Annotated in this window: 20 protein-coding genes; 10 read left to right on the top strand and 10 right to left on the bottom strand. The window is 61.2% G+C overall.

Annotated features, from left to right (window positions below; translation table 11 throughout):
- Window positions 1-121: 121 nt before the first annotated feature.
- Window positions 122-2173: a methionine--tRNA ligase gene (metG, locus tag HNO86_RS15640; RefSeq protein ID WP_175377845.1), complete on the bottom strand. Its 2052-nt coding sequence runs from the start codon at window positions 2171-2173 to the stop codon at window positions 122-124.
- A gap of 369 nt (window positions 2174-2542) precedes the next feature.
- Between metG and apbC the strand changes: the two genes are divergently transcribed.
- Complete coding sequence (gene apbC, locus HNO86_RS15635; RefSeq protein WP_175377844.1) at window positions 2543-3637, top strand: iron-sulfur cluster carrier protein ApbC; 1095 nt, start codon at window positions 2543-2545, stop codon at window positions 3635-3637.
- A gap of 67 nt (window positions 3638-3704) precedes the next feature.
- On the opposite strand, the gene HNO86_RS15630 is transcribed toward apbC, so the two are convergent.
- Window positions 3705-4463 (bottom strand): SDR family oxidoreductase, encoded by a 759-nt coding sequence (locus HNO86_RS15630; protein ID WP_175377843.1) that lies wholly within the window; start codon window positions 4461-4463, stop codon window positions 3705-3707.
- Between the two features lie 163 nt (window positions 4464-4626).
- Here HNO86_RS15630 and HNO86_RS15625 point away from each other — a divergent pair, with 163 nt between their 5' ends.
- The 4 genes from HNO86_RS15625 (at window position 4627) to groL (ending at window position 8138) form a co-directional block, all read left to right on the top strand.
- Window positions 4627-5358: a HugZ family protein gene (locus tag HNO86_RS15625; protein ID WP_175377842.1), complete on the top strand. Its 732-nt coding sequence runs from the start codon at window positions 4627-4629 to the stop codon at window positions 5356-5358.
- A gap of 65 nt (window positions 5359-5423) precedes the next feature.
- Complete coding sequence (locus HNO86_RS15620) at window positions 5424-5900, top strand: FxsA family protein (RefSeq protein WP_175377841.1); 477 nt, start codon at window positions 5424-5426, stop codon at window positions 5898-5900.
- Between the two features lie 248 nt (window positions 5901-6148).
- Window positions 6149-6442, top strand: a complete 294-nt coding sequence (locus tag HNO86_RS15615; RefSeq protein WP_175377840.1) for a co-chaperone GroES — start codon at window positions 6149-6151, stop codon at window positions 6440-6442.
- Between the two features lie 49 nt (window positions 6443-6491).
- Window positions 6492-8138, top strand: coding sequence for a chaperonin GroEL (gene groL, locus HNO86_RS15610; RefSeq protein ID WP_175377839.1), 1647 nt, complete (start codon window positions 6492-6494; stop codon window positions 8136-8138).
- A gap of 166 nt (window positions 8139-8304) precedes the next feature.
- Here the strand turns inward: groL and HNO86_RS15605 are convergent, their stop codons facing one another.
- Window positions 8305-9048 (bottom strand): phosphatase PAP2 family protein, encoded by a 744-nt coding sequence (locus HNO86_RS15605; protein WP_175377838.1) that lies wholly within the window; start codon window positions 9046-9048, stop codon window positions 8305-8307.
- A 217-nt stretch (window positions 9049-9265) separates the two neighbouring features.
- Between HNO86_RS15605 and colR the strand changes: the two genes are divergently transcribed.
- The 5 genes from colR (at window position 9266) to HNO86_RS15580 (ending at window position 12983) form a co-directional block, all read left to right on the top strand.
- Window positions 9266-9949: a two-component system response regulator ColR gene (colR, locus tag HNO86_RS15600; RefSeq protein ID WP_175377837.1), complete on the top strand. Its 684-nt coding sequence runs from the start codon at window positions 9266-9268 to the stop codon at window positions 9947-9949.
- A complete protein-coding gene (locus HNO86_RS15595) occupies window positions 9939-11225 on the top strand; it encodes a HAMP domain-containing sensor histidine kinase (protein ID WP_175377836.1) in 1287 nt (428 codons plus the stop codon). Before colR ends, HNO86_RS15595 begins: the two co-directional genes overlap by 11 nt.
- A 150-nt stretch (window positions 11226-11375) precedes the next feature.
- The gene (locus HNO86_RS15590) at window positions 11376-12044 is read left to right on the top strand and encodes a class I SAM-dependent methyltransferase (RefSeq protein WP_175377835.1); all 669 of its coding nucleotides are present in this window, start codon (window positions 11376-11378) and stop codon (window positions 12042-12044) included.
- Between the two features lie 4 nt (window positions 12045-12048).
- The gene (locus HNO86_RS15585) at window positions 12049-12762 is read left to right on the top strand and encodes a lipopolysaccharide kinase InaA family protein (protein WP_175377834.1); all 714 of its coding nucleotides are present in this window, start codon (window positions 12049-12051) and stop codon (window positions 12760-12762) included.
- Between the two features lie 2 nt (window positions 12763-12764).
- A complete protein-coding gene (locus HNO86_RS15580) occupies window positions 12765-12983 on the top strand; it encodes a hypothetical protein (RefSeq protein WP_175377833.1) in 219 nt (72 codons plus the stop codon).
- A 156-nt stretch (window positions 12984-13139) separates the two neighbouring features.
- Here HNO86_RS15580 and HNO86_RS15575 read toward each other — a convergent pair whose 3' ends face one another.
- From HNO86_RS15575 to HNO86_RS15545, 7 genes are all read right to left on the bottom strand, one after another.
- Window positions 13140-16175, bottom strand: a complete 3036-nt coding sequence (locus HNO86_RS15575; protein WP_175377832.1) for a multidrug efflux RND transporter permease subunit — start codon at window positions 16173-16175, stop codon at window positions 13140-13142.
- A gap of 14 nt (window positions 16176-16189) precedes the next feature.
- On the bottom strand, window positions 16190-17338 hold the full coding sequence (locus tag HNO86_RS15570) for an efflux RND transporter periplasmic adaptor subunit (RefSeq protein WP_175377831.1): 1149 nt from the start codon (window positions 17336-17338) through the stop codon (window positions 16190-16192).
- 201 nt (window positions 17339-17539) lie between these two features.
- Complete coding sequence (locus HNO86_RS15565) at window positions 17540-18640, bottom strand: DUF1513 domain-containing protein (protein WP_175377830.1); 1101 nt, start codon at window positions 18638-18640, stop codon at window positions 17540-17542.
- 14 nt (window positions 18641-18654) lie between these two features.
- The gene (locus HNO86_RS15560; RefSeq protein WP_175377829.1) at window positions 18655-19719 is read right to left on the bottom strand and encodes an imelysin family protein; all 1065 of its coding nucleotides are present in this window, start codon (window positions 19717-19719) and stop codon (window positions 18655-18657) included.
- A gap of 24 nt (window positions 19720-19743) precedes the next feature.
- On the bottom strand, window positions 19744-21171 hold the full coding sequence (locus tag HNO86_RS15555; protein WP_175377828.1) for a di-heme oxidoredictase family protein: 1428 nt from the start codon (window positions 21169-21171) through the stop codon (window positions 19744-19746).
- A 195-nt stretch (window positions 21172-21366) separates the two neighbouring features.
- Complete coding sequence (locus HNO86_RS15550) at window positions 21367-22722, bottom strand: imelysin family protein (protein ID WP_175377827.1); 1356 nt, start codon at window positions 22720-22722, stop codon at window positions 21367-21369.
- 166 nt (window positions 22723-22888) lie between these two features.
- Window positions 22889-24940, bottom strand: coding sequence for a bifunctional diguanylate cyclase/phosphodiesterase (locus HNO86_RS15545; protein WP_175377826.1), 2052 nt, complete (start codon window positions 24938-24940; stop codon window positions 22889-22891).
- Between the last annotated feature and the right edge of the window lie 336 nt (window positions 24941-25276).

The raw sequence follows: 25276 nt of genomic DNA, 5'->3' as shown, positions 1-25276 counted from the left end.
GGCTTTTTAAAGCGGCGCTCTGAAAAGCTTAGGCATTTTCCGACCAGGGCGGAGGGTGCCCGGACATGAAAATCCCACAGTCGCGCCGGGCACGACTGTGGGATCGGTTTGCCGCCGGATCTTACTTGATCCGCTGACCAGGCTTGGCGCCGCTGTCAGGGCTCAGCAGGTAGATCTCTTCACCGCCGGGGCCGGCAGCCATCACCATGCCTTCGGAAATACCGAACTTCATTTTCCGTGGCTTGAGGTTGGCGATCATCATGGTCAGGCGACCGTCGAGCTTGGACGGATCCGGGTAAGCGCTCTTGATGCCGGAGAACACGTTGCGTTGTTCGTCGCCGATATCCAGAGTCAGACGCAGCAGCTTGTCGGCGCCCTCCACGGCTTCGGCCTTGACGATCAGGGCGACGCGCAGGTCGACCGCGGCAAAGGTGTCGAAGTCGATTTCCGGCGACAGCGGATCCTTGGCCAGTTCGCCGTTGCCGGCAGGCTGGGCGGCGCCGGTGTCGGTCTGGCTGGCGGCCAGGTCTTCTTTCGAAGCGTCGGTCATGGCTTGAACCTTGGCCGGGTCGATCCGGGTCATCAGCGCCTTGAACTCGTTCAGCTGGTGGTTGGCCAACAGGGTGGTGTGATCGTTCCAGGTCAGCGGCGCGACGTTCAGGAACGCCTCGGCATCGGCGGCCAGCAGCGGCAGCACCGGCTTGAGGAAGATCACCAGCTGGCGGAACAGGTTGACGCCGGTGGCGCAGATGGCCTGGACTTCAGCCTGCTTGCCTTCCTGCTTGTTCAACGACCACGGCGCCTTGTCGGCGATCCAGGCGTTGGCGCGGTCGGCCAGGGCCATGATTTCGCGCATGGCACGGGCGAAGTCGCGGGCTTCATAGGCGTCGGCGATGCCGGGCGCTGCGGCCAGGAAGGCATCGGTCAGTTCCGGCGCGGCGTTGGTGTCGACCATCACGCCGGCATTGCCTTTGTGGATGAAACCGGCGCAACGGCTGGCGATGTTGACGACCTTGCCGACCAGGTCGGAGTTGACCTTCTGCACGAAGTCTTCGAGGTTCAGATCCAGGTCGTCGACGCCACGGCTCAGCTTGGAGGCGTAGTAGTAGCGCAGGTACTCCGGCGACAGGTGGTCCAGGTAAGTGCGGGCCTTGATGAAGGTGCCGCGGGACTTGGACATTTTCTGACCGTTGACGGTCAGGTAGCCGTGTACGTTGATGCCGGTCGGCTTGCGGTAGCCCGCGCCTTCGAGCATGGCTGGCCAGAACAGGGCGTGGAAGTTGACGATGTCCTTGCCGATGAAGTGGTACAGCTCGGCGGTGGAGTCCTTGCCCCAGAACGCGTCGAAGTCCAGCTCCGGCGTACGGTTGCACAGGTTCTTGAAGCTGGCCATGTAGCCGATCGGCGCGTCCAGCCAGACGTAGAAGTACTTGCCCGGCTCATCGGGAATTTCGAAGCCGAAGTACGGCGCATCGCGGGAGATGTCCCACTGTTGCAGGCCGGCGTCGAGCCATTCGGCGATCTTGTTGGCGACGGCGTCCTGCAGGGTGCCGCTGCGGGTCCAGGTCTGCAGCATTTCCTGGAAGTCCGGCAGCTTGAAGAAGAAGTGCTGGGAATCCTTGAGCACCGGAGTCGCGCCGGAAATCGCCGATTTCGGATCTTTCAGGTCGGTCGGCGCGTAGGTGGCACCGCATTTCTCGCAGTTGTCGCCGTACTGGTCCTCGGTGCCGCATTTCGGGCAGGTGCCCTTGATGAAGCGGTCGGCCAGGAACATTTTCTTTTCCGGGTCGAAATACTGGGTGATCGAGCGGGTGGCAATGTGCCCGGCGTCGCGCAGTTTCAGGTAGATCTGGCTCGACAGCTCACGGTTTTCTTCGGCGTGAGTGGAGTGGAAGTTGTCGAAGTCCACCAGGAAGTCGGCGAAGTCGCCGCTGTGCTCGGCCTGAACGTTGGCGATCAGTTGTTCCGGGGTGATGCCTTCCTTTTCCGCGCGCAGCATGATCGCCGAACCGTGGGCGTCGTCGGCGCAGACATAAATGCATTGGTTGCCGCGGTGCTTCTGGAAGCGCACCCACATATCGGTCTGGATGTACTCCAGCATATGGCCAAGGTGAATCGAACCATTGGCATAGGGCAGGGCGCTGGTGACGAGGATCTTGCGTGGCTCGGACATGGGGCTCGGCTACTTGATGAAACGGAGGTCGGCCACTATAAAGCGCCGGCGTTTATTTTTCACCCCCAAGCCCCGGCACCCCGAACCCTTGTAGCCGCTGGCGAAGCCTGCGTCCGGCGGCGAAGCCGTCGCCAAACCAGTGTCCCGCAATAGTCTGAAAGACCGAGTTCTGCGGATTTACGACTGCTGCGCAGCCGAACGCAGGCTTCGCCAGCGGCTACAGGGATCGCGTTTTGCCTTAAGCAGGCATAAGACCCCTCCTTGCCATACGACCGCATTGGCAACAAATGATCGTCAGGCATGCCGACTTTGATGCGGAACGGTTACGATACCCCCCTCGATTTTCCAGCCTTGTTATCGGAGTTGCCCATGAGCGCCGTCAATCGCGCAGCGGTGGAAGCCGTTCTTCGCCAGTACACCGACCCTTACCTGAACCAGGACCCGGTCAGCGCCGGATGCGTGCGCAGCATCGATGTCCAGGGCGACCGCGTCAGCGTCCAGCTCGAACTGGGCTACGCCGCCGGTCTGTTCAAGAGCGGTTGGGCGCAAATGCTGCAAATGGCCATCGAAGGTCTGGATGGCGTAGCGACAGCTCGTGTCGATATCACCAGCGTCATCGCCGCGCACAAGGCTCAGGCCCAGGTGCCGGGGCTGGCCAACGTCAAGAACGTGGTGGCCGTGGCTTCCGGCAAGGGCGGCGTGGGCAAGTCCACCACCGCCGCCAACCTGGCATTGGCCCTGGCCCGTGAAGGCGCCAAGGTCGGCATCCTCGACGCCGACATCTATGGCCCGAGCCAGGGCATCATGTTCGGCATCCCCGAAGGCACCCGCCCGCAGGTCAAGGATCAGAAGTGGTTCGTGCCGGTCCAGGCCCATGGCGTGGAAGTGATGTCCATGGCGTTCCTCACCGACGACAACACGCCGATGGTCTGGCGCGGGCCGATGGTCTCCGGCGCCTTGCTGCAACTGGTGACCCAGACCGCGTGGGGTGACCTGGATTACCTGGTCATCGACATGCCGCCGGGCACCGGCGACATCCAGCTGACCCTGGCGCAGAAAGTCCCGGTGGCCGGCTCGGTCATCGTCACCACACCGCAGGACCTGGCCCTGCTGGACGCGCGCAAGGGCGTGGAGATGTTCCGCAAGGTCAACATCCCGGTGCTGGGCGTGGTGGAAAACATGGCCGTGCACATCTGCTCCAACTGCGGACATGCCGAGCATCTGTTCGGTGAGGGTGGTGGGGTGAAGCTGGCCAGCCAGTACGGTGTCGAACTGCTGGCCTCGCTGCCGCTGTCGATGGACATCCGCGAGCAGGCTGATGGTGGCAAGCCGACGGTTATCGCCGAGCCGGAAAGCCCGATCGCCATGGTTTACCAGGAACTGGCCCGCCATGTCGGCGCGCGGATCGTGTTGCAGGAAGCCTTGACGCCGGCGATGCCGAATATCAGCGTCAGCGACGATTGATGCGTTAAAGCACGCGGTCCAAATGTGGGAGCGGGCTTGTTCGCTCCCACATTGGTTTTTGGTGTTCTTAGATACGCAACCCGCCATCCATCTCCAGAATCCGGCCGGTGTAGTAGTCGTTCTCGAAAATGTAAGCCGCCGAATGGGCGATCTCTTCCGGCTTGCCCATGCGCTTGAGCGGAATTCCCGACGTCATCTTCTCCAGCGCCTCAGGCTTCATGCCCAAGGTCATCTCGGTCTCGATGAAACCCGGTGCAATGCCGGCCACGCGGATACCGTAGCGCGCCAGTTCCTTCGCCCAGGTCACGGTCGCCGCGGCGACACCGGCCTTGGCGGCGGAGTAGTTGGTCTGGCCGACGTTGCCAGCGCGGGAGATCGACGAGATATTGATGATCGCGCCGCTGTTGTTCAGCTCGACCATTTTCGCCGCCACTTCGCGGGTGCACAGGAACACGCCGGTCAGATTGACGTCGATGACCGCCTGCCACTGGGCCAGGCTCATTTTGGTCATCTCGCCGTCCTTGACCTTGAGCAGCAGCCCGTCGCGCAGAATCCCGGCGTTGTTGATCAGGCCATGGATCGCCCCGAAGTCCTCGGCGACCTGCGCGACCATGTGGCTCACTTGCTCTTCATTGGCCACGTTGCACAGGTAGGCGCGGGCTTCGACGCCTTTGGCCCGGCAGGCGGCGACGGCGTCATCGAGCTTTTCCTGATTGAGGTCGACCAGGGCCAGCTTCGCGCCCCTGGCGGCGAAATACTCGGCCATGGAGCGGCCCAAACCCTGGCAACCGCCAGTGATAATGATTACTTTGTCAGTGAGTTGCATTCGCATGCCCCCGGTGGCAGGTCTGAGTGGTTTGCTGGCAGGGCTCCCTCGATCTGCGTCTGGCATGGCCTGGCTGCACATGAGAATCGCCCCGTTGGCGTGCTGGAACGTTATCCAGTCGTCTGTCCGTTTTTCTGACGGATTCTTAATAAGGAGTCATAAATTGAGCGTTGAAGTTGCCAAGCATGCACGAGAATTGCTGCTCAAGGAATACCGTGGCGTCCTGTCGACGCTCTCCAAGGCCATGCCCGGTTTTCCGTTCGGTTCCGTGGTTCCTTATTGCCTCGACGACCAGGGCCGGCCGCTTATCCTGATCAGCCGCATCGCCCAGCACACCCACAACCTGCAGAAGGATCCCAAATGTTCGATGCTGGTGGGCGAACGTGAAGCCGAAGACGTGCAGGCCGTCGGACGCCTGACCTACCTGGCCGAGGCGCAGCGGATCGAGGACGAGGCCGCCATCGAAGCGGCTGCCGAGCGCTACTATCGCTACTTCCCCGACTCGCAGAACTACCACAAGGCCCATGATTTCGATTTCTGGGTGTTGCAGCCGGTGCGTCACCGCTACATCGGCGGTTTCGGCGCCATCCACTGGGTCAACGACCTGACCCTGGCCAACCCGTTCGCCGGCAAGGCCGAGGTGAGCATGGTCGAGCATATGAACGCCGATCACGCCAAGGCCATCGCCCATTACGTCGAGCTGGCGGGGCTGCCGAAGAATTCGCCGGCACAAATGGTCGGCATCGATAGTGAAGGGATGCACCTGCGCATCGGTCAGGGGATCTACTGGTTGCCGTTTCAAGCGCCATGTAATACGCCGACACAAGTTCGCGAAGCCTTGGTTTTCCTGGCTCACGCCGAACATTGGCCGAAAAATGAAGTGGCGGACGCTTGAATTCACGAAACGGCGACGTCATCTAAGTTGAACTGCAAGGCATTCTTGCGTTGAGGATCTATTTGATGCGCCCTTTTTTGTTGCTCTTTCTGCTGTTTCCGGTGCTGGAGCTGTTCGTATTCGTCAAGGTGGCAGGGTCGATCGGGTTTTTCCCGGCCCTGGCGCTGATCATTCTCGGCTCGATGTTCGGTGTGTTCGTCCTGCGGGTTGCCGGTCTGGCCACCGCATTGCGCGCCCGTGAAAGCCTGAACCGCGGCGAGTTGCCTGCGCAGACCATGCTCGAAGGGCTGATGCTGGCGCTGGCCGGCGGTCTGTTGATTCTTCCCGGCTTCATCAGCGACGTGATCGGCCTGATCATGCTGCTGCCGATGAGCCGTCGTCTGCTGGCCGGTAAAATGCGCCAGCGTGCCGAGGAACAGGCGATGCGCCAACGTGCGTTCGCCGATGACCTGCAGCCCCGTGGCGGCCCGTCGCCGCGCGAGCCGCTGGGTCGCGAGCCCAACGTGATCGAAGGCGAGTTCGAACACCGCGACAGCAAGTAACCGCTCTATCGACACGGCACCTTCGGGTGCCGTGATCGTTTGCGCGGGATCGGCCTGAAAAAAATTCGATACCCGCCCTTGTAATAAGCTTATGCGCCCTTATGTAGCTGTCACCGCAAGGTTTATGGCACTTACGCCAGACTGACTTCCGCGGTTCGCTTGGCGAGCCGCAACCGGCACCGCCGGACTTTGTTAAACCCGCCGGGACCACACCGGCCGATGAAAACCACAATTAGGAGAGATCGACAATGAAGCTTCGTCCTCTGCATGACCGCGTCGTAATCCGTCGCAGCGAAGAAGAAAAGAAAACCGCTGGCGGTATCGTCCTGCCAGGTTCGGCTGCTGAAAAAGCCAACAGCGGCGAAATCCTCGCTGTAGGCGCCGGCCGCGTACTGGATAACGGTGAAGTGCGTGCACTGTCCGTAAAAGTGGGCGACAAGGTTGTGTTCGGTCCTTACTCCGGCAGCAACACTGTGAAAGTCGACGGCGAAGACCTGCTGGTAATGGCTGAGAACGAGATTCTCGCTGTTATCGAAGGCTGATTTCCCGCTCATTTTCCCGCTACTACAAAGTATTTAAGGAATATCGATCATGGCTGCTAAAGAAGTTAAATTCGGCGACTCCGCCCGCAAGAAAATGCTCGTTGGCGTCAACGTCCTGGCCGACGCGGTAAAAGCGACCCTGGGCCCGAAAGGCCGTAACGTGATCCTCGAGAAGAGCTTCGGCGCTCCGACCATCACCAAGGACGGCGTTTCCGTAGCCAAGGAAATCGAGCTGGAAGACCGTTTCGAAAACATGGGCGCACAGCTGGTCAAGGACGTAGCGTCCAAGGCCAACGATGACGCCGGTGACGGCACCACCACCGCTACCGTTCTGGCTCAAGCCATCGTCAACGAAGGCCTGAAAGCCGTCGCTGCCGGCATGAACCCGATGGACCTCAAGCGCGGCATCGACAAGGCGACCATCGCTGTCGTCAAAGAGCTGAAAGCTCTGTCCAAGCCATGCGCCGACACCAAGGCTATCGCTCAGGTAGGCACCATCTCCGCCAACTCCGACAACTCCATCGGCGACATCATTGCCGAAGCCATGGAAAAAGTCGGTAAAGAAGGCGTGATCACCGTTGAAGAAGGCTCGGGCCTGGAAAACGAACTGTCGGTCGTGGAAGGCATGCAGTTCGACCGTGGCTACCTGTCCCCGTACTTCGTCAACAAGCCGGACACCATGGTGGCCGAGCTCGACGGCCCGCTGATCCTGCTGGTCGACAAGAAAATCTCGAACATCCGCGAAATGCTGCCAGTACTGGAAGCCGTTGCCAAAGCCGGCCGTCCACTGCTGATCATCGCTGAAGACGTTGAAGGCGAAGCCCTGGCGACTCTGGTTGTGAACAACATGCGTGGCATTGTCAAAGTCGCAGCCGTCAAGGCGCCAGGCTTCGGCGACCGTCGCAAGGCCATGCTGCAGGACATCGCCGTTCTGACCGGCGGTACCGTTATCTCCGAAGAGATCGGCCTGAGCCTGGAAAGCACCACCCTGGAGCACCTGGGTAACGCCAAGCGCGTAACCCTGACCAAGGAAAACACCATCATCGTTGACGGTGCTGGCGTTCAGGGCGACATCGAAGCCCGTATCTCCCAGATCCGTGCCCAGGTTGCCGAAACTTCCTCGGACTACGACCGTGAAAAACTGCAGGAGCGTCTGGCCAAACTGTCCGGCGGCGTTGCAGTGATCAAGGTTGGCGCTGGTTCCGAAGTCGAAATGAAAGAGAAGAAAGCCCGCGTTGAAGACGCCCTGCACGCTACCCGTGCAGCCGTTGAAGAAGGCGTGGTACCTGGCGGTGGCGTAGCGCTGATCCGCGCTCTGCAAACCCTGTCGGACCTCAAAGGCGACAACGCTGACCAGAACGTGGGTATCGCTGTTCTGCGTCGCGCTATCGAAGCCCCTCTGCGCCAGATCGTTGCCAACTCCGGCGACGAGCCAAGCGTAGTGGTCGACAAGGTCAAGAACGGTCAGGGCAGCTTCGGCTACAACGCTGCTACCGGCGAATACGGCGACATGATCGAAATGGGTATCCTGGACCCAACCAAGGTCACCCGTTCCGCTCTGCAAGCTGCAAGCTCGATCGGCGGTCTGATCCTGACCACCGAAGCGGCGGTAGCTGACGCACCGAAGAAAGACGCTCCAGCTGGCGGCGGCATGCCAGACATGGGCGGTATGGGCGGCATGGGCGGCATGATGTAAGCCAGCCTTACCCCTGTAACGAAGAACCCCGTCTGCGAAAGCAGGCGGGGTTTTTTATTGTCTGTTGTCAAGTTGTGTTGTTTTCGAGGGGCTCTTCGCGGGCAAGCCTCGCTCCTACGGTTCGGTAATTTCTGTAGGAGCGAGGCTTGCCCGCGAAGACGTCAGATCAGGCGCCGACAGGTTCAGCCTTGCTCACCCGCTCCGTCGTAGACGCCGGCCGATACAGCAGCCAGTAATAAGACCCCAGGCAAATCAGCCAGCAGAACACCGCCGTCCACACGTTGTGCGAGAAAAAGTGCGCGCCCTGCATCATCCGCCCGATGGAAAACACCGACCCCAGAGCGAAAGCGAAGACAAGCGCCGCGCGGGCCAGCCGGGGGCGACGATCGCGCAACACGAAGAACAGCGCAAACAGCGTGAACCCGGTGGCAGCGTGACCGCCGGGCCAGCACCGCCCCGGTTTTTCGGTCTGCGGACGAGGACTCAGTAATTCGCTGTACTTCTCATGACCGCCGAACTGCTCAAGACTCCACGGGCACTGCACCGCCGTCACCGCCTTCATCGGCGTGACAAAGGAAGTCGCCAGCCCCAGGGACAGCACCAGGCAGCCCAGCTCGCGCTTGAACGGTTTGAGCCGTTCGACAAAAAATGAACCCATGTAGCCGAAGATGGCCAATACCGAGAAGGCGATGACCACCTGTTTGGCGCGGTCATGCAGGATGTCTTCGAGGAAGTAACTGTGTCGGCCGATGAAGTCGCCGGCAACCGGATCGTAGAACAGATTGGCCAGGCTCATGTCCAGTGAGGTCAGCTCGAGCAACACCAGGATGATCGCGGTAACGGCGGGAATCCCCAGGCATATCCAGAAATTGAGCGGGCGTGAGGCGGGGCGAGTAGCGGTCGAAACCATGGCAATTCCTGGGTCGGTGAAGTGATCTGAGAAGCGCAACCGCGCGGATTATGAACCTGATCCCGTGGTCTGCCTGTGAATCGATAGTGAAAAAAACGTTAAGGTTCGCGGTTTATTCGCACAAGATCGGCAACTGCACGCAACTCTGGCAGTGAGCCAGACTTGGCCGTAAGCTGCGCGGGCCAAGACGGCCGTTACTGTGTACGGAGAGATACCCATGCGAATTCTTTTGGTTGAAGACAACCGCGATATCCTGGCCAATCTGGCTGATTACCTGGGGCTCAAAGGCTATACCGTGGATTGCGCTCAGGACGGTCTGTCGGGCCTGCATCTGGCGGCCACCGAGCATTACGATCTGATCGTGCTCGACATCATGCTGCCCGGCATCGACGGCTACACCCTGTGCAAACGCCTGCGTGAAGATGCCCGTCGGGACACCCCGGTGATCATGCTGACCGCTCGCGATCAACTGGACGACCGTCTTCAGGGCTTCAAGTCCGGTGCCGACGATTATCTGATCAAGCCTTTCGCCTTGTCGGAGCTGGCGGCACGGGTCGAAGCGGTCATGCGTCGCTCCCAGGGCGGCGGTCGCCGCACCCTGCAGGTTGCCGACCTGAGCTATGACCTGGACACCCTGGAAGTCACCCGCGAAGGCCGCTTGCTCAAACTCAACCCCGTTGGCCTGAAGCTGCTGGCGGTGTTGATGCAGAAAAGCCCGCACGTGCTGCGCCGGGAAATTCTCGAGGAAGCCCTCTGGGGCGATGACTGCCCGGACAGCGACAGCCTGCGCAGCCATGTCCACCAATTGCGTCAGGTGATCGACAAGCCGTTCGCCAAACCCCTGCTGCAAACCGTGCATGGTGTGGGTTATCGCCTGGCCGAGGGGCGCGATGGAGTTTAAACAGAGCCTTGCTCAGCGGATCATCATCGCCTTTGCGCTGATGAGCGCACTGGTGGCGGGCGCCTTTGCCATGGGCATTGTGGCGACGGTGCACCTGGTGGAAGAAAAGCTGATCTCGGCGGGGCTGGGCGGCGATCTGCAGCGTCTGTTGCTGATGGATAACGTCTCCGACTGGAGCCATCGCCCCGAGCCGGACCAGCTGTTCTATTTCAGTGGCGGGCCGGGGGATTTCGAGCTGCCCAAGGATTTGCGGCACCTGGATTCGGGGTTCCACGAGGTGTTTCGCGAGCAGTTGTCTTATCACGCGATGGTCGAAATCGTCGATGGGCGACACTACGTGCTGTTGCAGGATCAGAGCGACTTCGAGGAGCGTGAGCGGGTGCTGTTCGCTGTGGTGCTGGTGGGATTCGTGCTGAGCCTGGCGCTGGCGGTTTTCCTCGGCTGGGTCCTGGCACGCAAGGTCATGGCACCGGTCGTGCGACTGGCCCGCCAGGTGCGTCACCGCGACCAGTTGCTGGGGCTGGCGCCGCCCTTGGCCCCGGATTATGCGGCGGACGAAGTCGGTGAACTGGCGGTGGCGTTCGATGCGACCCTTGGACGTCTGCGTCAGGCATTGACCCGTGAGCGCCTTTTTACCAGTGACGTCAGCCACGAACTGCGTACGCCATTGATGGTGCTTGCCAGTTCCTGCGAACTGCTGCTGGAAAACCCCCGAATCGATCAGCGCGGCCGGTCTCAGGTCGAGCGCATCGCTCGTGCCAGTGAAGAAATGCGTGAACTGGTGCAAACCTTTCTGATGCTGGCCCGTGCCCAGCGCGAAGATGCCAGCATGTCGCCGCAACAATCCCTGGGGCAGGTGGCCGATGGGTTGCTGAATCTGTGGCGCGAGCCGATCGAGGCCAAAGGCTTGCGATTGATTTTTGAGCCGGGAGGTGCACACGACGGTCGTTATAACGCGACGTTACTGCACGCGGTGATGGGCAATCTGTTGCGTAATGCCTTGCATTACACCGAGCAAGGCTTCATTCGCCTGACACTGACCGACAACGGTTTCACCGTGGAAGACAGCGGCGTAGGCATCCCCGAGGAAAAACGCGAAGCCATGTTCGAGCCGTTCGTGCGGGGCACGGAAAAACGCGGCGACGGGTTGGGGTTGGGGCTTTCGCTGGTACAGCGAATCTGTGAAAACCAGGGCTGGACGGTCAGCCTGACCACCATGGAACCCAATGGTTGTCGCTTTCAGGTGGATTTGCACACGCCGGACCAGAAAGGCTGAAAAAACAATCATCCTGACAGGCGGCATACCTTGTAAAACCTCGAAATACTTCGAGGTTTTACATGACAAATTTTTCACAATTGCATGACCTGACGTCGACATTGGGCTACCTAAGGTAGTTGCCATTCGAAAATACAGGAGACCTTTGTGATGGCCGGCCCGATCAAACTTGATTTTTCCGAGAAATATGACGACGAACATGCCAAGCGCTATCTGCGCAAGCACAAGGACGGTCTGGGCCGCCGGCTGTCGCACTGGCGTGATGTTCAGATGGCCCGAAAGGCCCTGACAGCGGTCGGCGAGCCAGGCCTGGTACTCGATCTGCCCTGCGGCGCGGGACGTTTCTGGCCGATGCTGGCGGAAAAACCCAACCGCGTGATCATCGGCGCCGACAACTCCGAATCGATGATCAAGATCGCCACTCAGTCGCAACCGGCCGAAGTGGTAAAACGGGTACAACCCTTGCACACGTCTGCATTCGACATCGCGTTACCTGATAACGCCGTCGACAGCATATTCTGTATGCGTTTGCTTCATCACATCGGTGAGGCCGAGCATCGGCTGGCTATTTTGCGCGAATTCGAGCGCGTCAGCCGTGACAGCGTGATCCTTTCGCTGTGGGTGGATGGCAATTTCAAAGCCTGGAAACGCAAGCGCGCAGAGAAAACCCGTGGGCAGGAAGGTTACCAAAATCGATTTGTGTTACCTGCTGCTACGGTAGAGAAGGAATTTGAGCAGGCTGGGTTCCGAATTCAGGAACGTCTGGACTTTATACCGCTCTATGCCATGTGGCGAGTTTACGTATTACGCAAGAGGTAACAGGATGGCAGTGCAGTATGCAGAGGGATCGGGTATGGGGTCCGAGGACCGTTTCGACTATTTCTGGAATCAGCGTGGTGACTGGGTGGAAGAACCCAATGTCCGCCGTGGTGGAGAAAGTGGTGTTCAACGGGTCATGGGCAGTGATGGTCAGCTGCTTTATGTGAAGCGCCAGACCGGGCATATCCATCGCACGCTGCTGCACCCGTTCGGCCGGCCTACGGTTCTGCGCGAGCGTGACGCCCTTACCGGCGTCAGCAAGCTGGGAGTGCGCGTCCCGCAAATCGTCTACTGCGGCGCACAGCGCGACCCGGTGCACAAATGGCGCGCATTGCTGGTCACCAAATCCCTGGACGGCTTCGACGAAATCGAAAACTGGTACGCGGCGGGCGGCCGGGAGCGTTATGGCGAGGCGGTGCACGATCGCGTGCTGAAGGATCTTGCCGAGAACCTGGCGCGCATGCACAAGGGGCGTTGGCAGCACAGTTGCCTGTACATCAAGCACGTGTTTTTGCGTGTGACGGGCGAAGGTGAGGCGGCCAAGGTCGAGGTGGCGCTGATCGATCTGGAGAAGTGCCGGCAGCGGATGACCGCGGGGCAAGCGGCGGCTCATGACATGAAGCAACTGCGTCGCCACTCGTCGTTCAATCCGGCGGATTGGGGAAAGCTCGTCTATTTTTATAAGACGGCGTTTGGCAGCGCTATCAAAGGTTTATAGCGATGAAACTCGAAGTTGCGCGAGGTTTGTTTCTAGTAGGAGCCTTGGCAGTCGCTTCACTGGCGGTGGCTGCCTGGGAGCAGCCACGCACGCAAGTTCTCAGTTCGGGTAACGGTGAGAGTTGTCCGTTGCCGCGGGTGGTCAAAGCGGTATCGGCGAGTCAGCCGGATCATGATTTGTTGTTGTTTGTGTTTGGGATGTCGCAGGGGTTGAGGCCATAGCGTTTGAGATGGTTGAAGCCAAGATGAAAGGCCTCGCTGAAATGCGGGGCCTTTTTTGTTGTGCGTGTTTCTGTGGGAGCGAGCCTGCTCGCGAATGCGGTGGGGCAGGCGCCATCTATGTATCTGATCCACCGCCTTCGCGGGCAAGCCTCGCGCCTACGGGGGGGCGGGTTTGTCGGGTTTGGCCAGCAGGGTGTAGACGCAGGGCAGTACGAACAGCGTAAACAATGTACCGATCGACATCCCCGTCGCGATCACCGTACCGATGTCGAACCGGCTGACCGCGCCCGCGCCGGTGGCGATGATCAGTGGGACCATGCCGAAGACCATGGCGGCGGTGGTCATCAAGACTGGGCGCAGGCGGATGGAGGCGGCTTCTTCTACGGCTTCGCGGGCGGTCAGGCCTTTTTCCTTGCGCAGCTGGTTGGCGAATTCGACGATCAGGATCCCGTGTTTGCTGATCAGGCCGATCAAGGTCACCAGACCGACCTGGGTGTAGATGTTCATGCTCGACCAGCCGAGGAACAGCGGCAGCAAGGCGCCGCAGATCGACAGCGGCACGGTCACCAGGATCACCAGCGGGTCGCGGAAGCTTTCGAACTGGGCGGCCAGGACCAGGAAGATGATGGCCAGTGCCAGGGCGAAGGTGACCCACAGCGCGCTGCCTTCCTGCACGTATTGCCGCGAGGCGCCGGCGTAGTCGATGGCGAAGCCCACGGGGGCTTCTTCCTGGGCGATCTGGCGCACGGTGTCGATGGCTTCGCCCATGCTGACCAGGGGAACGCCGGAGAGGATCGCCGAGTTGAGTTGCTGGAACTGGTTCAGCTGTCTCGGTCGGGCCCGGTCCTTCACCGTGATCAAGGTCGAAAGGGCCAGCAGTTCATTATTGTTGTTCCTCACGTAGTAGTTGTTCAGCCAGTCCGGGTTGTCCCGGAACGGTCGCTCGACCTGGGCGATGACCTTGTAACTGCGGCCCTCGATGGTGAAACGGTTGATTTCCGCCTCGCCCAGCAAAGTCGCCAGCGTTCCCCCCAGCTCCTGCATCGACACGCCCATCTGTGCAGCCTTGGCGCGGTCGATGTCCACCACCACTTCCGGCTTGTCGAAGGCCAGGTCGACGTCGACGAAGGCGAACTTGCCGGATTCGGCTGCACGCTTCTTCACCCGGTCAACCACTTGCAGCAGCAACTCGTAATCGTTGGCGGTGTTGATGACGAACTGGAACGGCAAGCCCTCGCCGGTGCCCGGCAAGGAGGGCAGGTTGAAGCCGAAAATCTGCAGGCCGGCGATGCCTTCGAGCTTGGCCTGGACGTCGGGCAGGATCTGCATCTGGGTCCGGTCCCGGTCGTTCCACGGCTTGAGCAGGAAGCCGCCGATGCCCGATTGCACGCCGTTGAAGCCGTTGATCTGGAATGAGGAGTAGTACTCGGGGAAAGCCTTGAAGATCGAGACGAACTCATCGGTATAGGCGTTGAGGTAATCGAGGTTGGTCGGCTGCGGGGCGCTGGCCATCATGAAAATGATGCCCTGGTCCTCATCCGGCGCCAGTTCCGACTTGGTGAACTTGAGCAGCACCGGAATCAGGCACAGCACGATCACGGCAAACACCAGCACCACCGGCCGGGTGTTGAGCGTGCCATGCAGCAAGCTCTGATAACGACGTTTGAGGCTTTCGAAAATCAGGTCGAGGCGGTGCGCCAGGCCGGTGGGGTTTTCGTCGTGGCGCAGCAGGTAGGCGCACATCATCGGCGACAGGGTCAGGGCGACGATGCCGGAGATCACCACCGCTCCGGCCAGGGTCAGGGCGAACTCCTTGAACAGTGCCCCGGTCAGCCCCGTCAGGAAACCGATCGGCGCGTACACCGCCGCCAGGGTGATGGTCATCGAGACCACCGGCATGGCGATTTCCCGCGCGCCTTCGAGGGCGGCGTCAAACGGCGTCTTGCCTTCCTCGATGTGCCGGTGGATGTTCTCCACCACCACGATGGCGTCGTCCACCACCAGACCGATGGCCAACACCATCGCCAGCAGGGTCAGCAGGTTGATCGAGTAACCCATCATCTGCATGAAGAACATCACGCCGATCATCGACAGCGGGATGGTCACCACCGGGATCACCACCGAACGCAGCGCGCCGAGGAACAGGAACACCACCACGATCACGATCAGCACCGCTTCGAACAGGGTTTTCACCACTTCGTCGATCGACGCCTGGATGAACAGCGTGGCGTCGTAGGCGATTTCGGCCTTGAGGTTGGGCGGAAGCTGGGCCTCGAGGTCCGGCATGATCTTGCGCACTTCCTTGATCACGTCCAGCGGGTTGGCGCCGGGCGTGGCCTTGATACCGATGTATACCGAGGGCGTGCCGCCGAAGGAGCTGATGGTGTCGTAGTTTTCCGCGCCCATCTCGACCCGCGCGACGTCGCGCAACAGCACCCGGCTGTCGCCATCGACTTTGAGCGGGATTGCGGCGAAGGCTTCGGCGGATTTGAGTTCCGTACTGGCGTTGATACTGGTGACCACGTACTCGCCTTTGACCTCGCCGGCGGCGGAGAGGAAGTTGTACTGGCGCACCGCATTGGTCACATCGCTTGCCGTCAGGCCGAAACCGGCGAGTTTCACCGGGTCCAGCCACAGGCGCATGGCGAACACCTGGTTGCCGAGAATCTCGGCTTCGGCCATGCCGGGCAGGGTCGCCAGCTTTGGCTGGATGACCCGCGACAGGTAGTCGGTGATCTGCGGGTTGCTCAACTCCTTGCTGAAGAAACTGATGTACATCAGCGCCGAGGCGTCCGCGGCTTCCTTGCTCAGGACCGGGTCTTCTGCGTCTTGGGGCAACTGGTTCTTGACCTCGTTGGCCTTGGCCAGAAGTTCCGTGAACAGCCGGTCGCTGTTGGCGCCGATGCGGGCGTAGATGGAAATCACCGAGAAGTTCTGGCGACTGACCGAGGTCATGTAGTCGATGCCCTCGGCACTGGCCAGGCTCTGTTGCATCGGCTGGGTGATGTAGCCCTGGATGGTTTCGGCGTTGGCCCCGGGGTAGGCGGTGGTGACCGTGATCAGGGCGTTTTCCATTTGCGGATACTGGCGCAGCGGCAGCTTGCTCCAGGCCTGGAAGCCCAGCAGCACAATCAGCAGGCTCACCACGGTCGCGAGGACCGGGCGGCGGATGAACGGATCGGTAAAAGCCATTGGGAGTTCCTTGATCAGTCAGCGCGTGGCTGGCTGTTCTTCTCGGCCAGGGTCTTGTCATCGCTGATGGCGATGTGTGCACCGTTATCCAGTTTGATCTGGCCGGCGGTGACGACGGTTTCGCCGTTCTGCACGCCTTTGGTGATCATCACCATGCCGTCGCGACGTTCGCCGGTTTCGACGAAACGTCGTTCGGCGACCAGGATCGGCTGGCCCTTGTCGTCTTTCTCGACGCTGCCGTCTTCGGCTTTCTTCTGCGCGGCGACATACAGCGAGTTGCCATAGAGGGTGTAGGTGATCGCGCTTTCCGGCACGACGATGCGCTGCTGCGGGTTGGGCAACATCACCTCCAGGCTGGCGAACATCCCCGGCAGCAGCTTGCCGTCGGGGTTGGCCAGGGTCGCGCGCACCTGCATGTTGCGCGTGCTGTTTTCCAGTTTCGGGTTGATCGCGCTGATGGTGCCGGGGAAGGACTGAGTGGGGTAGGCCGCGACGATGATTTCAACCGGTTGGCCGAGGGCGATTTTCGGCACCGACTGCTCGGGCACGAAGAAGTCCACATAGAGGCTGCTGAGGTCTTGCAGGGTGGCGATCTTGGTGCCGCTGGCGAGGTAGTCGCCGACGTCCACCTGACGAATACCGATGGTGCCGCTGAAGGGGGCGACGATGCTCTTTTTGCCCAGGGCGGCCTTGAGCTGATTGACCGTGGCCTTGCTCTTTTTCAGCACGGCGGAGAGACGGTCGAATTCACCTTTGGAAATCGCCTGGCTGCCGACCAGTTGGCTGCCGCGACCAAAGTCCAGCTGGGCCAGCCCCAGATCGGCCTGGGCGGTTTCCAGCAAGGCGGTTTCCACGGCGCTGTCGAGTCGCAGCAAGGGTTGACCGGCCTTGACCTTCTGTCCTGACTCGAACTGCAGATCGACGACCGTGCCATCGGTTTCCAGGCTCAGGTCCACGCCCTGCAATGCCTTGAGCGTGCCGACCGTCGGCAGCCGGGCCTGCCATGGCTTTTCGGCGGCCGTGGCGACGGCGACGCTGATGGGCGGCTTGGGCGCGGAGAAACCCTGAATCATCGTATAGATGGAGAAGGCTTTGTACCCGGCCAGTACCAGCACGATCAGCAGCACAACACCCAACATGATCAGCATGCGGCGACGCAGCATATTTCCTGTTCCTTGGAGAAAATCAGGTGAGACAAGAAGGCACATTACCGCGAGTGGGAAGGGGATTCCAACTGCGGGTCGTCAAGGCTTGAGCGCGTGGCAGGTTGCGGATGGGAAAGATCGCAGCCTTCGGCAGCTCCTACAGGGTGGACATCATGCCCGAGCGGGAGTTGGCGAAGGTTGCGATCTTTTTCGCAGGATTTACGCCATCAAATGCAGATGGTTGTCCCAGAGCCCCGCAGGCAGCTCCAGTGGTTTTGCAACAAGGTTTGTCTGGCGGCAATCGTAGTAACGGCAGCGGCCCTGGCCGGAGGTCACGACGAAGCCGTCGGCCACGGCGCCCACACCTGCGCAATCGGGAAGCGGCGCGTCCAGGCGCACTTCGCCGCTGTCCAGGTCCCAGATGAAAAAGCGGTTGCCCCGTGGCGCGGTCAACGCCACCAGGCGCAGGTCACTGTGCACCGCGACGCTGGCGGTGTAGTGCCCCATGGCCTGCAGCTGGTGTTCGGGCACCGGGAAGGCCACGAACGGTTTGCCCGGACGCTTGATCGCCAGCAGCTCCGACCGCTCGTGGGAGGCGCCCATGAATTGCTGGCCGGCGACGATGGTGCCGTCGCTGGCGATTCCCAGGTGCCGCACGCTGTTCATCTGCTGGGCCAGGGTTTCCTTGCTCAGCAGGGTGCCGTCGCGCTGCATCAGCACCAGGCTCGGCTCCATGGCGTCGAGGTTCATGTCGACACGGCTTTCCGCCTCGGTGCGAATGCCGCCGTTGGCCACCACCAGGGTTTCGCCATCCGGCATCCATGACACCTGATGCGGGCCCAGGCCGTGGGTGGAAATCTCGCCGCTGTGCACCAGGCGCTCGCCTTCGAACTTGTACACCCCGAGCAGGCCGCGACCCGGATCGGTGGTGTCGTTCTCGGTGGCGTACAGCCAGTCGCCGCTCTGGTGAATTACCGCATGGCCGTAGAAATGCCGATTCGGTTGCGAGGTGATGGTTTGCAGCAGCGTGCCGTCACGCAAGTCGATCAGGTAGCTCTCGGTGCCCGGGCGCCGGGCGACGAACAGGGCGATGGGCTGCGTCGGGTGGTTGATGATGTCGTGGCAGCGCTGGCCGACCTGGGTGGCAAACACTCGGGTGCCGTCCAGCCGATAGCCGACGGCATAGTGTTTGCCGTCGGTATCGTCCCGTGCCGACAGCAGCAGCGGGCTCTGATCCTTGCGCTTGAACAGCGTCCAGCCGCCCAGTGTCACTGCTCCCAGCAGCAAACTACCTAAAGTCAGAGCCTGACGTCGCAGCATGGCACTCGTCCTCATCAGTCACCGTCGTTGGCGTTGAAGCCCAGTTGGATGCCCAGCGCCTTGGCCAGTTCGCCTTCGTGCAGGCGGTGGACGACGTTGAGGCTGTCGTAGATATCGTTGAGTTGCTGGCGACCGGCGTCGTCGTTGAGCATTTCAGTCAGCGAACGCTGGTTGCTGGCGAACAGCTTGAGCGAGGCGGCATAGGCGGCGTCGATCTTGTCGGCCAGGGCTTTCTGCTCGCTCGGCAACAGGCCGCGCAGGCCTTTGTTGTCGACACCTTCCCAGACGGTCTTGGCGGCGGCGAGGCTGGCTTCCATGCTGGTCAGGGACGACTGGCTGCGCCAGGCATCGGCCTGGAACGGCTGCGGCACGCCCTTGGTCTGGCGGCCCATCGGCGTGCCGAGTTTCTTTTTCAGGCTGTCGAGGGCGGTGACCTGGACGCGCAGCAGATCGGCGATCGCTTCGTGGGAGTCGGCATAACGCTGGTTCGGGAACTTGCTCATCTGCGCGAGCATGCCGTCGGTATTGTTCCATGTTTTCAGGATCTCTTCGGCCAGCTGCTTCTGACGCTCGCCGATGGCGACCAGCAGTGGGCAGTACTTGGCTTTCTGTTCGGCATTGGCCACATCGGGCTTGCTGTCGAACAGAATGTATTCGTAGGCCGACAGACCCTGGACCACCACGCTGGACTTGGCCAGTTCAGCGGCATTGATCTGCGGCTGGGCGGTGACCAGTTGCTCGACCTGACGGCCGACGAGGTTTTTCTTGTCCGGCCAGAACTGCACCTGCCACGAACGGTTGCCCTCGGCCAGCGGGCCGATCAGCAGCGGTTGCAGCTCGGCCCAGGCTTTTTGCGCGTGAAGGAAGTCGGCACGGGCGGTTTCCAGGGTTTCCTTGCCTTCGCAGTAGGCCAGGGCGCTGACGGCCAGCTGGCGATCGGCTTCGACCCAGCGGGTGTAGGTCGGCAGGATCACCGATTTGGCGATGGCCGCCGAGGTGACGGCTTGCGGGTCCTGGGGCGAGCAGGCGCCCAGGGCAAGCGCGGCAAGGCTGGTGAACAACAGTTTGGGACGGAACATGTCGGGCTCCCGCGGGAATGGGTATTAAAGGGAATTCAGGAACGCCAGCAGCGCAGCGCGCTGCTCGGCATCGAAAGTCAAAACCTGTTGCTGCGCCTTTTTCGCTTCGCCGCCATGCCAGAGCACGGCTTCGAGCAGATTGCGGGCGCGGCCGTCATGCAGGAACTGGGTGTGGCCGCCGACCGCTTCGGTCAGACCGATGCCCCACAACGGCGGTGTGCGCCAGTCGCGGCCACCGGCCTTGAATTCAGTGCGGTTGTCGGCCAGGCCGTCGCCCATGTCGTGCAGTAGCAGATCGCTGTAGGGGCGAATCACTTGATTGGCCAGTTCAGGTTCGGCGGCGTTGGCGGCGGTGGTGTACTTGGGGGTGTGACAGGACTGGCAGCCAGCCTGATAAAACAGGTTCTTGCCGGCCAGCACTTCAGGCGCGCCGACATCGCGGCGCGCCGGTACGGCGAGGTTGCGGCTGTAGAACAGCACCAGGCGCAGGATGTTGTCGCTGACTTCAGGCTCGCCGTCCGGACCATTGCCGTTCGGGGCCTGCTTGCAGGTGGTTTGTGCGTCCGTGCAGTCATCAAAGGGTCTCAGGCTTGTCGTGAGGCCCATATCACCAGAAAACGCGTGAATATTTTGTTGATTGAGGTTCGGTTGCCCGGCTTTCCAGCCAAACCGGCCGAGAACGGTTTTCTGCTGGGCGTCATCCCAGACTTGGTTCGGGCGGCCTGCGATGCCCTTGTTCTCCTTCGCCTGAGCCTCGGCATTGGCCAGGATGGCCTCGTCGGGAATGGCTTCGAGCAGGCCCAGGCCGATCATCGGCGGGGCGACCCGGGCGGAGAAACGGGTGTCGGGGTGCATGGGACCGTAGCCCAGCTGGGTGATGTTCAGGGTCGGCTTGCGCAGCTCCACTTCGGTACCGTCCTTGAAACGCACCGACACAGGCGTGTAATCGACCCGCACCTTGCCCTCGGGAACGACGCCGGGAATGGCCATGTCCTGGAACTGTCCGCCGTAGACCGGCTCGGGCACGACGCCCTGTTGCTCGATGATTTTTGCGTAGGCCGGGTCATCGGGAATCGACAGGCGCACCAGCATCGACACGGCGCTGGTCGCATCCGGCCCCGGCGGATGACCGCGGCCGTCCTTGACGTGGCAGTTCTGGCAGGCGTTGGTATTGAACAGCGGGCCGAGGCCGTCGCGGGCGGTGGTGGTCGACGGCGCGATCACCCAGGGGTTGCGAAAGAAACTGTTGCCGACGCTGAAGTCCACGCGCCGTGAGGGCGGCAGGTTGGCGGAGGGCAGCGAAAAGGCGTTCTGATCGGTCTTGCGCACGGTCGCACTGCCCCCGGAGCGGGCTTCACCGGGTTCTGCCTTGGTAAAACGCGGGGCGTCATCGCAGGCACTCAGGCCCAGGGCCAGAACCAGTGCGGACAAGCGAAGCAGCAGCGGGGGCATCAGAGATCCTGCAAGACGAGCAAAACAAAGGCGCGAAGTTTAACAGGGCGGGGGAGTTTGAATAAGAGGAATTATCGTTTGCTTGATGTAGGACAGGGTTAACCTGCAAGCCTTGCTCCTACAGAGTATCGTGTTCAGGCCAATGAAAAAGGCGACCCGAAGGCCGCCTTTTCTTGTTCACTCAGCCAGCGTTGATCAGAACTCGTGATCAGCGTTGTCCGGGTTCAGGTCGGCGATGCCCAGTTTGCCAGCGGCGGCTTCGATTGAACCGGTCTGCTTGACCAGGGACGCGATGGCGTCGCGAACGATCTGGTTGCCAGCGGTGTTGCCCGCGGCGATCAGTTGGTCGTAGTGCTCACCCTTGTTGGCGTGATCGACGATGACCTGCATCTTGGCTTCGGTGTTGGCCAGGTCGGCCTTCAGCGCGGTGTCGGTGGCCGGGTCGATTTTCGCGACCAGGGACGACAGGCTGGCGCCGGTCATCTTGGTGCCGTCGACGCGGGTGTACTCGCCCAGGTAGACGTTACGAATGCCCTTGGCATCGTAGAACTGCGAGTTGTGGGTGTTGTCGCTGAAGCAGTCGTGTTCGTCTTCAGGGGAGTTGGCTTCCAGGGAAACCTTCATGCGCTCGCCCGCCAGTTCGCCCAGGGACAGGCTGCCCATGCCGAACAGCATTTTGCGCAGGCCGCTTTCGGCAGGCTCGGCTTCCAGGGTGGCGCGGTAGTTGTCGGCCACGTTCGGCTTCCAGTTACCGACCATTTCTTCCAGGTCGCTGACCAGCAGTTGGGTCACGGCTTTCAGGTAAGCGCGACGACGGTCGTTGTGACCGCCGGTGGCGCCGGCGCCTTCCAGGTAGTCCGAAGCAGGACGGTTGCCGGCGCCAGGGCCGGTGCCGTTCAGGTCCTGGCCCCAGAGCAGGAATTCGATGGCGTGGTAGCCGGTGGCGACGTTGGCCTCGGAACCGCCCAGCTCGTTGAGGCTGGCGAGTTTTTCCGGGGTGATTTCCTTCACGTCGATCTTGTCTTCGCCGACCTGAATTTCGGTGTTGGCAATGATGTTGGCGGTGGCGCCCGGGTTACCCAGTGCATGCTCGTAGGATTTGTCGACGTAGTCGATCAGGCCTTCGTCCAATGGCCAGGCGTTCACCTGACCTTCCCAGTCGTCGATGATGGTGTTGCCGAAGCGGAACACTTCGCTCTGCAGGTAAGGAACGCGGGAGGCGATCCAGGCTTCGCGGGCCGCTTTCAGGGTGTCGGCGTTCGGCTTGGCCAGGAAAGCGTCGACGGCGGTTTGCAGGGTCTTCGCGGTGGATTCGGCATCGCTGTAGACGGCGAAAACCATGTCGGCGTAGTGGGCGACAACGGCTTTGGCGGCGGCTTCATCGACTTTGCCGGCAGCGGCAGGCGCGGCGGCTGGGGCAGCCGGGGCAGCAGCGGTGCTGGCAGCAGGTGCAGGTGCGGCAGCTTTTTCTTTGTCTTTGCCTTCACCGCAACCGGCGAGGGAAATAGCGATGGCCAACAGACTGGCGGTAGCCAGAGGCATACGAATCATGGCGAACATCCTGCTTCGAGAGGGGGTGGTGTGGCGCGTTCGGCGCGCAAAACTGCGACATAATGCAAATCTTTCGCATTATGTGTAAAGAGTTGTTCTTGGAAATATTTCCTATTCAGACATCCCTGTAGGAGCGAGCTCGCTCCTGCAGGGGGGCGGGGCGGATTTACCAGATCGCGGCATTACTGCGCTGCGCCTGCTTGAGGTAGAGGCTCAGCTCCCGCGAGGACAGCGGTTTGCTGTAGTGGTAGCCCTGACCTTCGTGGCAGCCCTCGGAGATGATGTAGGCCTCCTGCTCGGCGGTTTCCACGCCTTCGGCGATCACCTGCATGCCCAGGCTCTTGCCCAGCTGGATGATGGCGCGAACGATGGTCGCGTCATCGTCGTCATCGAGCAGGTCCTGCACGAAGCTCTTGTCGATCTTGATCTTGTCCAGCGGCAGGCTTTTCAGATAACTCAGTGACGAGTAGCCCGTCCCGAAGTCGTCGATCGCGATCAGCGCGCCGGAGCGGCGCAGGCTGAGCAGGTGCTGGGCGGCGGTGCTGATGTCTTCCATCAGGCCGGTCTCGGTGACCTCCAGCTCCAGGCTGCGCGGCGGCAGGCGATACATCTGCAGCAGGTTGTTGACTACCCGGGGCAGCTCGGCGTGGTGCAGTTGCACGGTGGACAGGTTCACCGCCATGCGCAGGTCGCTGAAACCCTGGTCATGCCAGTCGCGCAATTGCTTGCAGGCCTGATCCAGCACCCACTCGCCAATGGCGATGATGGTACCGTTCTGCTCGGCGAGCGGGATGAACAGGTCCGGCGGCACCAGCCCGTGTTCGGGATGCTGCCAGCGAATCAGCGCCTCGACGCCCACGACGCGGTTGTCGCGGTAGCTGATCTGCGGCTGGTAGACGAGGTAGAACTGCTCGCGGGTCAGGGCGTCGCGCAGGTCTTTTTCCAGCTCGCGACGACGGCGCATCTCAGTGTCGACGCTGGCGATATAGAACTGATAACGGTTGCGCGAGCGGGTCTTGGCCAGGGTCATGGTTTGCTCGGCCTTTTGCAGCAGCTTCTCGGTGCTGTCGCCGTCTTCGGGGAACAGGGTGATGCCGATGGTGGCGCGCAGGCGGATTTCCTGATGATCGAGGGCGAACGCCGCTTCCAGGTCATCGAGAATGCTTTGTGCCAGTTCCGCCGCTTCGTAAGGCTGTTCGATATCGGCCTGGACCAGGGCGAACTGGTCGCCACCCAGACGGGCGAGGGCGCCGAGGCGTCCGCTGTGCGCCCGCAGGCGATCGGCCAGGGCCAGCAGCAACTGGTCGCCGGTCTGGTAGCTGAACTGTTCGTTGATGCCCTTGAAGTCATCCAGGCCTACGCACAGTACCGCGACCCGGCGTTGCAGCTTGCCGGCGTCGACGAGGATCTTGTCCAGCTGCGTCTGCAATTGCTGGCGATTCGGCAGGCCGGTCAGGAAATCGTACTGGGCCATGCGCAGCAGGCTGTTTTCCGCTTCGTGGCGCAGGTGGGTGTTGCGTTCGATGGATTCGAGCAACTGGTTGGCGGTGTTGATCCAGATGCCCAGCTCGTTCTTTTCGTGGCCCTTGAGCTGCGGAATCTTGTGTTCGCTGGGGCGATCGGGGTTGATTTCGGTCAGGTGCTCGATGATCCGCGACAGCGGCTTGGTCAGCAGCCAGTGATAGACCAGATACAGCACCAGGCCCATCGCCATGGCGCGCAGGACGCCGGAAATGAAGATGATCACCGAACTGACGATGAAACCCTGGCCGTAGGTGGCGGTGTCGAGGGTGATGCTCAAGTCGCCGTAATACTCGCTGTAGGGCCCGCGGCCCACCAGTTGGGTGGTGAAGGTGCGTTCCTGGCCGAGGATCAGGTCGGTCAGCCAGCGGCTGTTGGAGTGCTGCAGGTCGCGGGATTTCTGCGCGAGCATGGCTTCGTTGGGATGGCCGATGGAGGCCTGGCGCACGGCGTCGTCCTGGAACAGGCCTTCGATCACCTGCATGCCCATTTCCCGGTCCAGGCTATAGACGGCCTGAGTCGACGGGTCGCGAAACATGTCGAGGATCCGTTCGGCATCGTTGGCGACGGCCTGGCGTGTTTTATAGGCATCGAAGACGATCTGCGCGCAGCTCAAGACCACGCCGACGATCAATGCCGACAGGAGCACGACCCGGAGCAACTTCACCGACAAGCTGTTTTTGAGTTCCAGCTTCAAAGGGTAATTCCTTGTTCCGTGCGGGTAGCATCAAGTTGCCATGAGTATTGGCAATCCCGAGATGGCAGTCAAAGGGTCAATCATCCTTGCGGGATTTTGCCTGCAGCTTGGCCGATATGCTGGATTATGGGTTCGATTGGTACTGTGTCGGTTGTCGAGTCCTTCAACTTGAGGGGGCGGGGAGATAATTTCCTTCAGGTTGATGGTAGACGGTCTGGGGCTCGGGTGTGTTTTGTTGTGTTCTTTGGATGGGGGGCATATCCGTTGCTGCGGTAACGGCGGCTTTCTTTGTTTCGGCCTGGCGGCCGACTCCCTTTGGCAAACGCCGGAGTGCCG

This window comes from Pseudomonas sp. C1C7 (assembly GCF_013359595.1).
Classification (GTDB): Bacteria; Pseudomonadota; Gammaproteobacteria; order Pseudomonadales; family Pseudomonadaceae; genus Aquipseudomonas.
The sequence above is the reverse complement of the archived record's forward strand: the minus strand, read 5'-3'. Positions and strand labels throughout refer to the sequence as shown.

What these genes read in the sequence shown, in the direction of transcription:
- metG (WP_175377845.1), bottom strand. Translation starts at nt 2,173, where the DNA reads ATGTCCGAGCCACGCAAGATCCTCGTCACCAGCGCCCTGCCCTATGCC.
- apbC (WP_175377844.1), top strand. Translation starts at nt 2,543, where the DNA reads ATGAGCGCCGTCAATCGCGCAGCGGTGGAAGCCGTTCTTCGCCAGTAC.
- HNO86_RS15630 (WP_175377843.1), bottom strand. Translation starts at nt 4,463, where the DNA reads ATGCAACTCACTGACAAAGTAATCATTATCACTGGCGGTTGCCAGGGT.
- HNO86_RS15620 (WP_175377841.1), top strand. Translation starts at nt 5,424, where the DNA reads ATGCGCCCTTTTTTGTTGCTCTTTCTGCTGTTTCCGGTGCTGGAGCTG.
- HNO86_RS15615 (WP_175377840.1), top strand. Translation starts at nt 6,149, where the DNA reads ATGAAGCTTCGTCCTCTGCATGACCGCGTCGTAATCCGTCGCAGCGAA.
- groL (WP_175377839.1), top strand. Translation starts at nt 6,492, where the DNA reads ATGGCTGCTAAAGAAGTTAAATTCGGCGACTCCGCCCGCAAGAAAATG.
- HNO86_RS15605 (WP_175377838.1), bottom strand. Translation starts at nt 9,048, where the DNA reads ATGGTTTCGACCGCTACTCGCCCCGCCTCACGCCCGCTCAATTTCTGG.
- colR (WP_175377837.1), top strand. Translation starts at nt 9,266, where the DNA reads ATGCGAATTCTTTTGGTTGAAGACAACCGCGATATCCTGGCCAATCTG.
- HNO86_RS15595 (WP_175377836.1), top strand. Translation starts at nt 9,939, where the DNA reads ATGGAGTTTAAACAGAGCCTTGCTCAGCGGATCATCATCGCCTTTGCG.
- HNO86_RS15590 (WP_175377835.1), top strand. Translation starts at nt 11,376, where the DNA reads ATGGCCGGCCCGATCAAACTTGATTTTTCCGAGAAATATGACGACGAA.
- HNO86_RS15585 (WP_175377834.1), top strand. Translation starts at nt 12,049, where the DNA reads ATGGCAGTGCAGTATGCAGAGGGATCGGGTATGGGGTCCGAGGACCGT.
- HNO86_RS15580 (WP_175377833.1), top strand. Translation starts at nt 12,765, where the DNA reads ATGAAACTCGAAGTTGCGCGAGGTTTGTTTCTAGTAGGAGCCTTGGCA.
- HNO86_RS15575 (WP_175377832.1), bottom strand. Translation starts at nt 16,175, where the DNA reads ATGGCTTTTACCGATCCGTTCATCCGCCGCCCGGTCCTCGCGACCGTG.
- HNO86_RS15570 (WP_175377831.1), bottom strand. Translation starts at nt 17,338, where the DNA reads ATGCTGCGTCGCCGCATGCTGATCATGTTGGGTGTTGTGCTGCTGATC.
- HNO86_RS15565 (WP_175377830.1), bottom strand. Translation starts at nt 18,640, where the DNA reads ATGCTGCGACGTCAGGCTCTGACTTTAGGTAGTTTGCTGCTGGGAGCA.
- HNO86_RS15560 (WP_175377829.1), bottom strand. Translation starts at nt 19,719, where the DNA reads ATGTTCCGTCCCAAACTGTTGTTCACCAGCCTTGCCGCGCTTGCCCTG.
- HNO86_RS15555 (WP_175377828.1), bottom strand. Translation starts at nt 21,171, where the DNA reads ATGCCCCCGCTGCTGCTTCGCTTGTCCGCACTGGTTCTGGCCCTGGGC.
- HNO86_RS15550 (WP_175377827.1), bottom strand. Translation starts at nt 22,722, where the DNA reads ATGATTCGTATGCCTCTGGCTACCGCCAGTCTGTTGGCCATCGCTATT.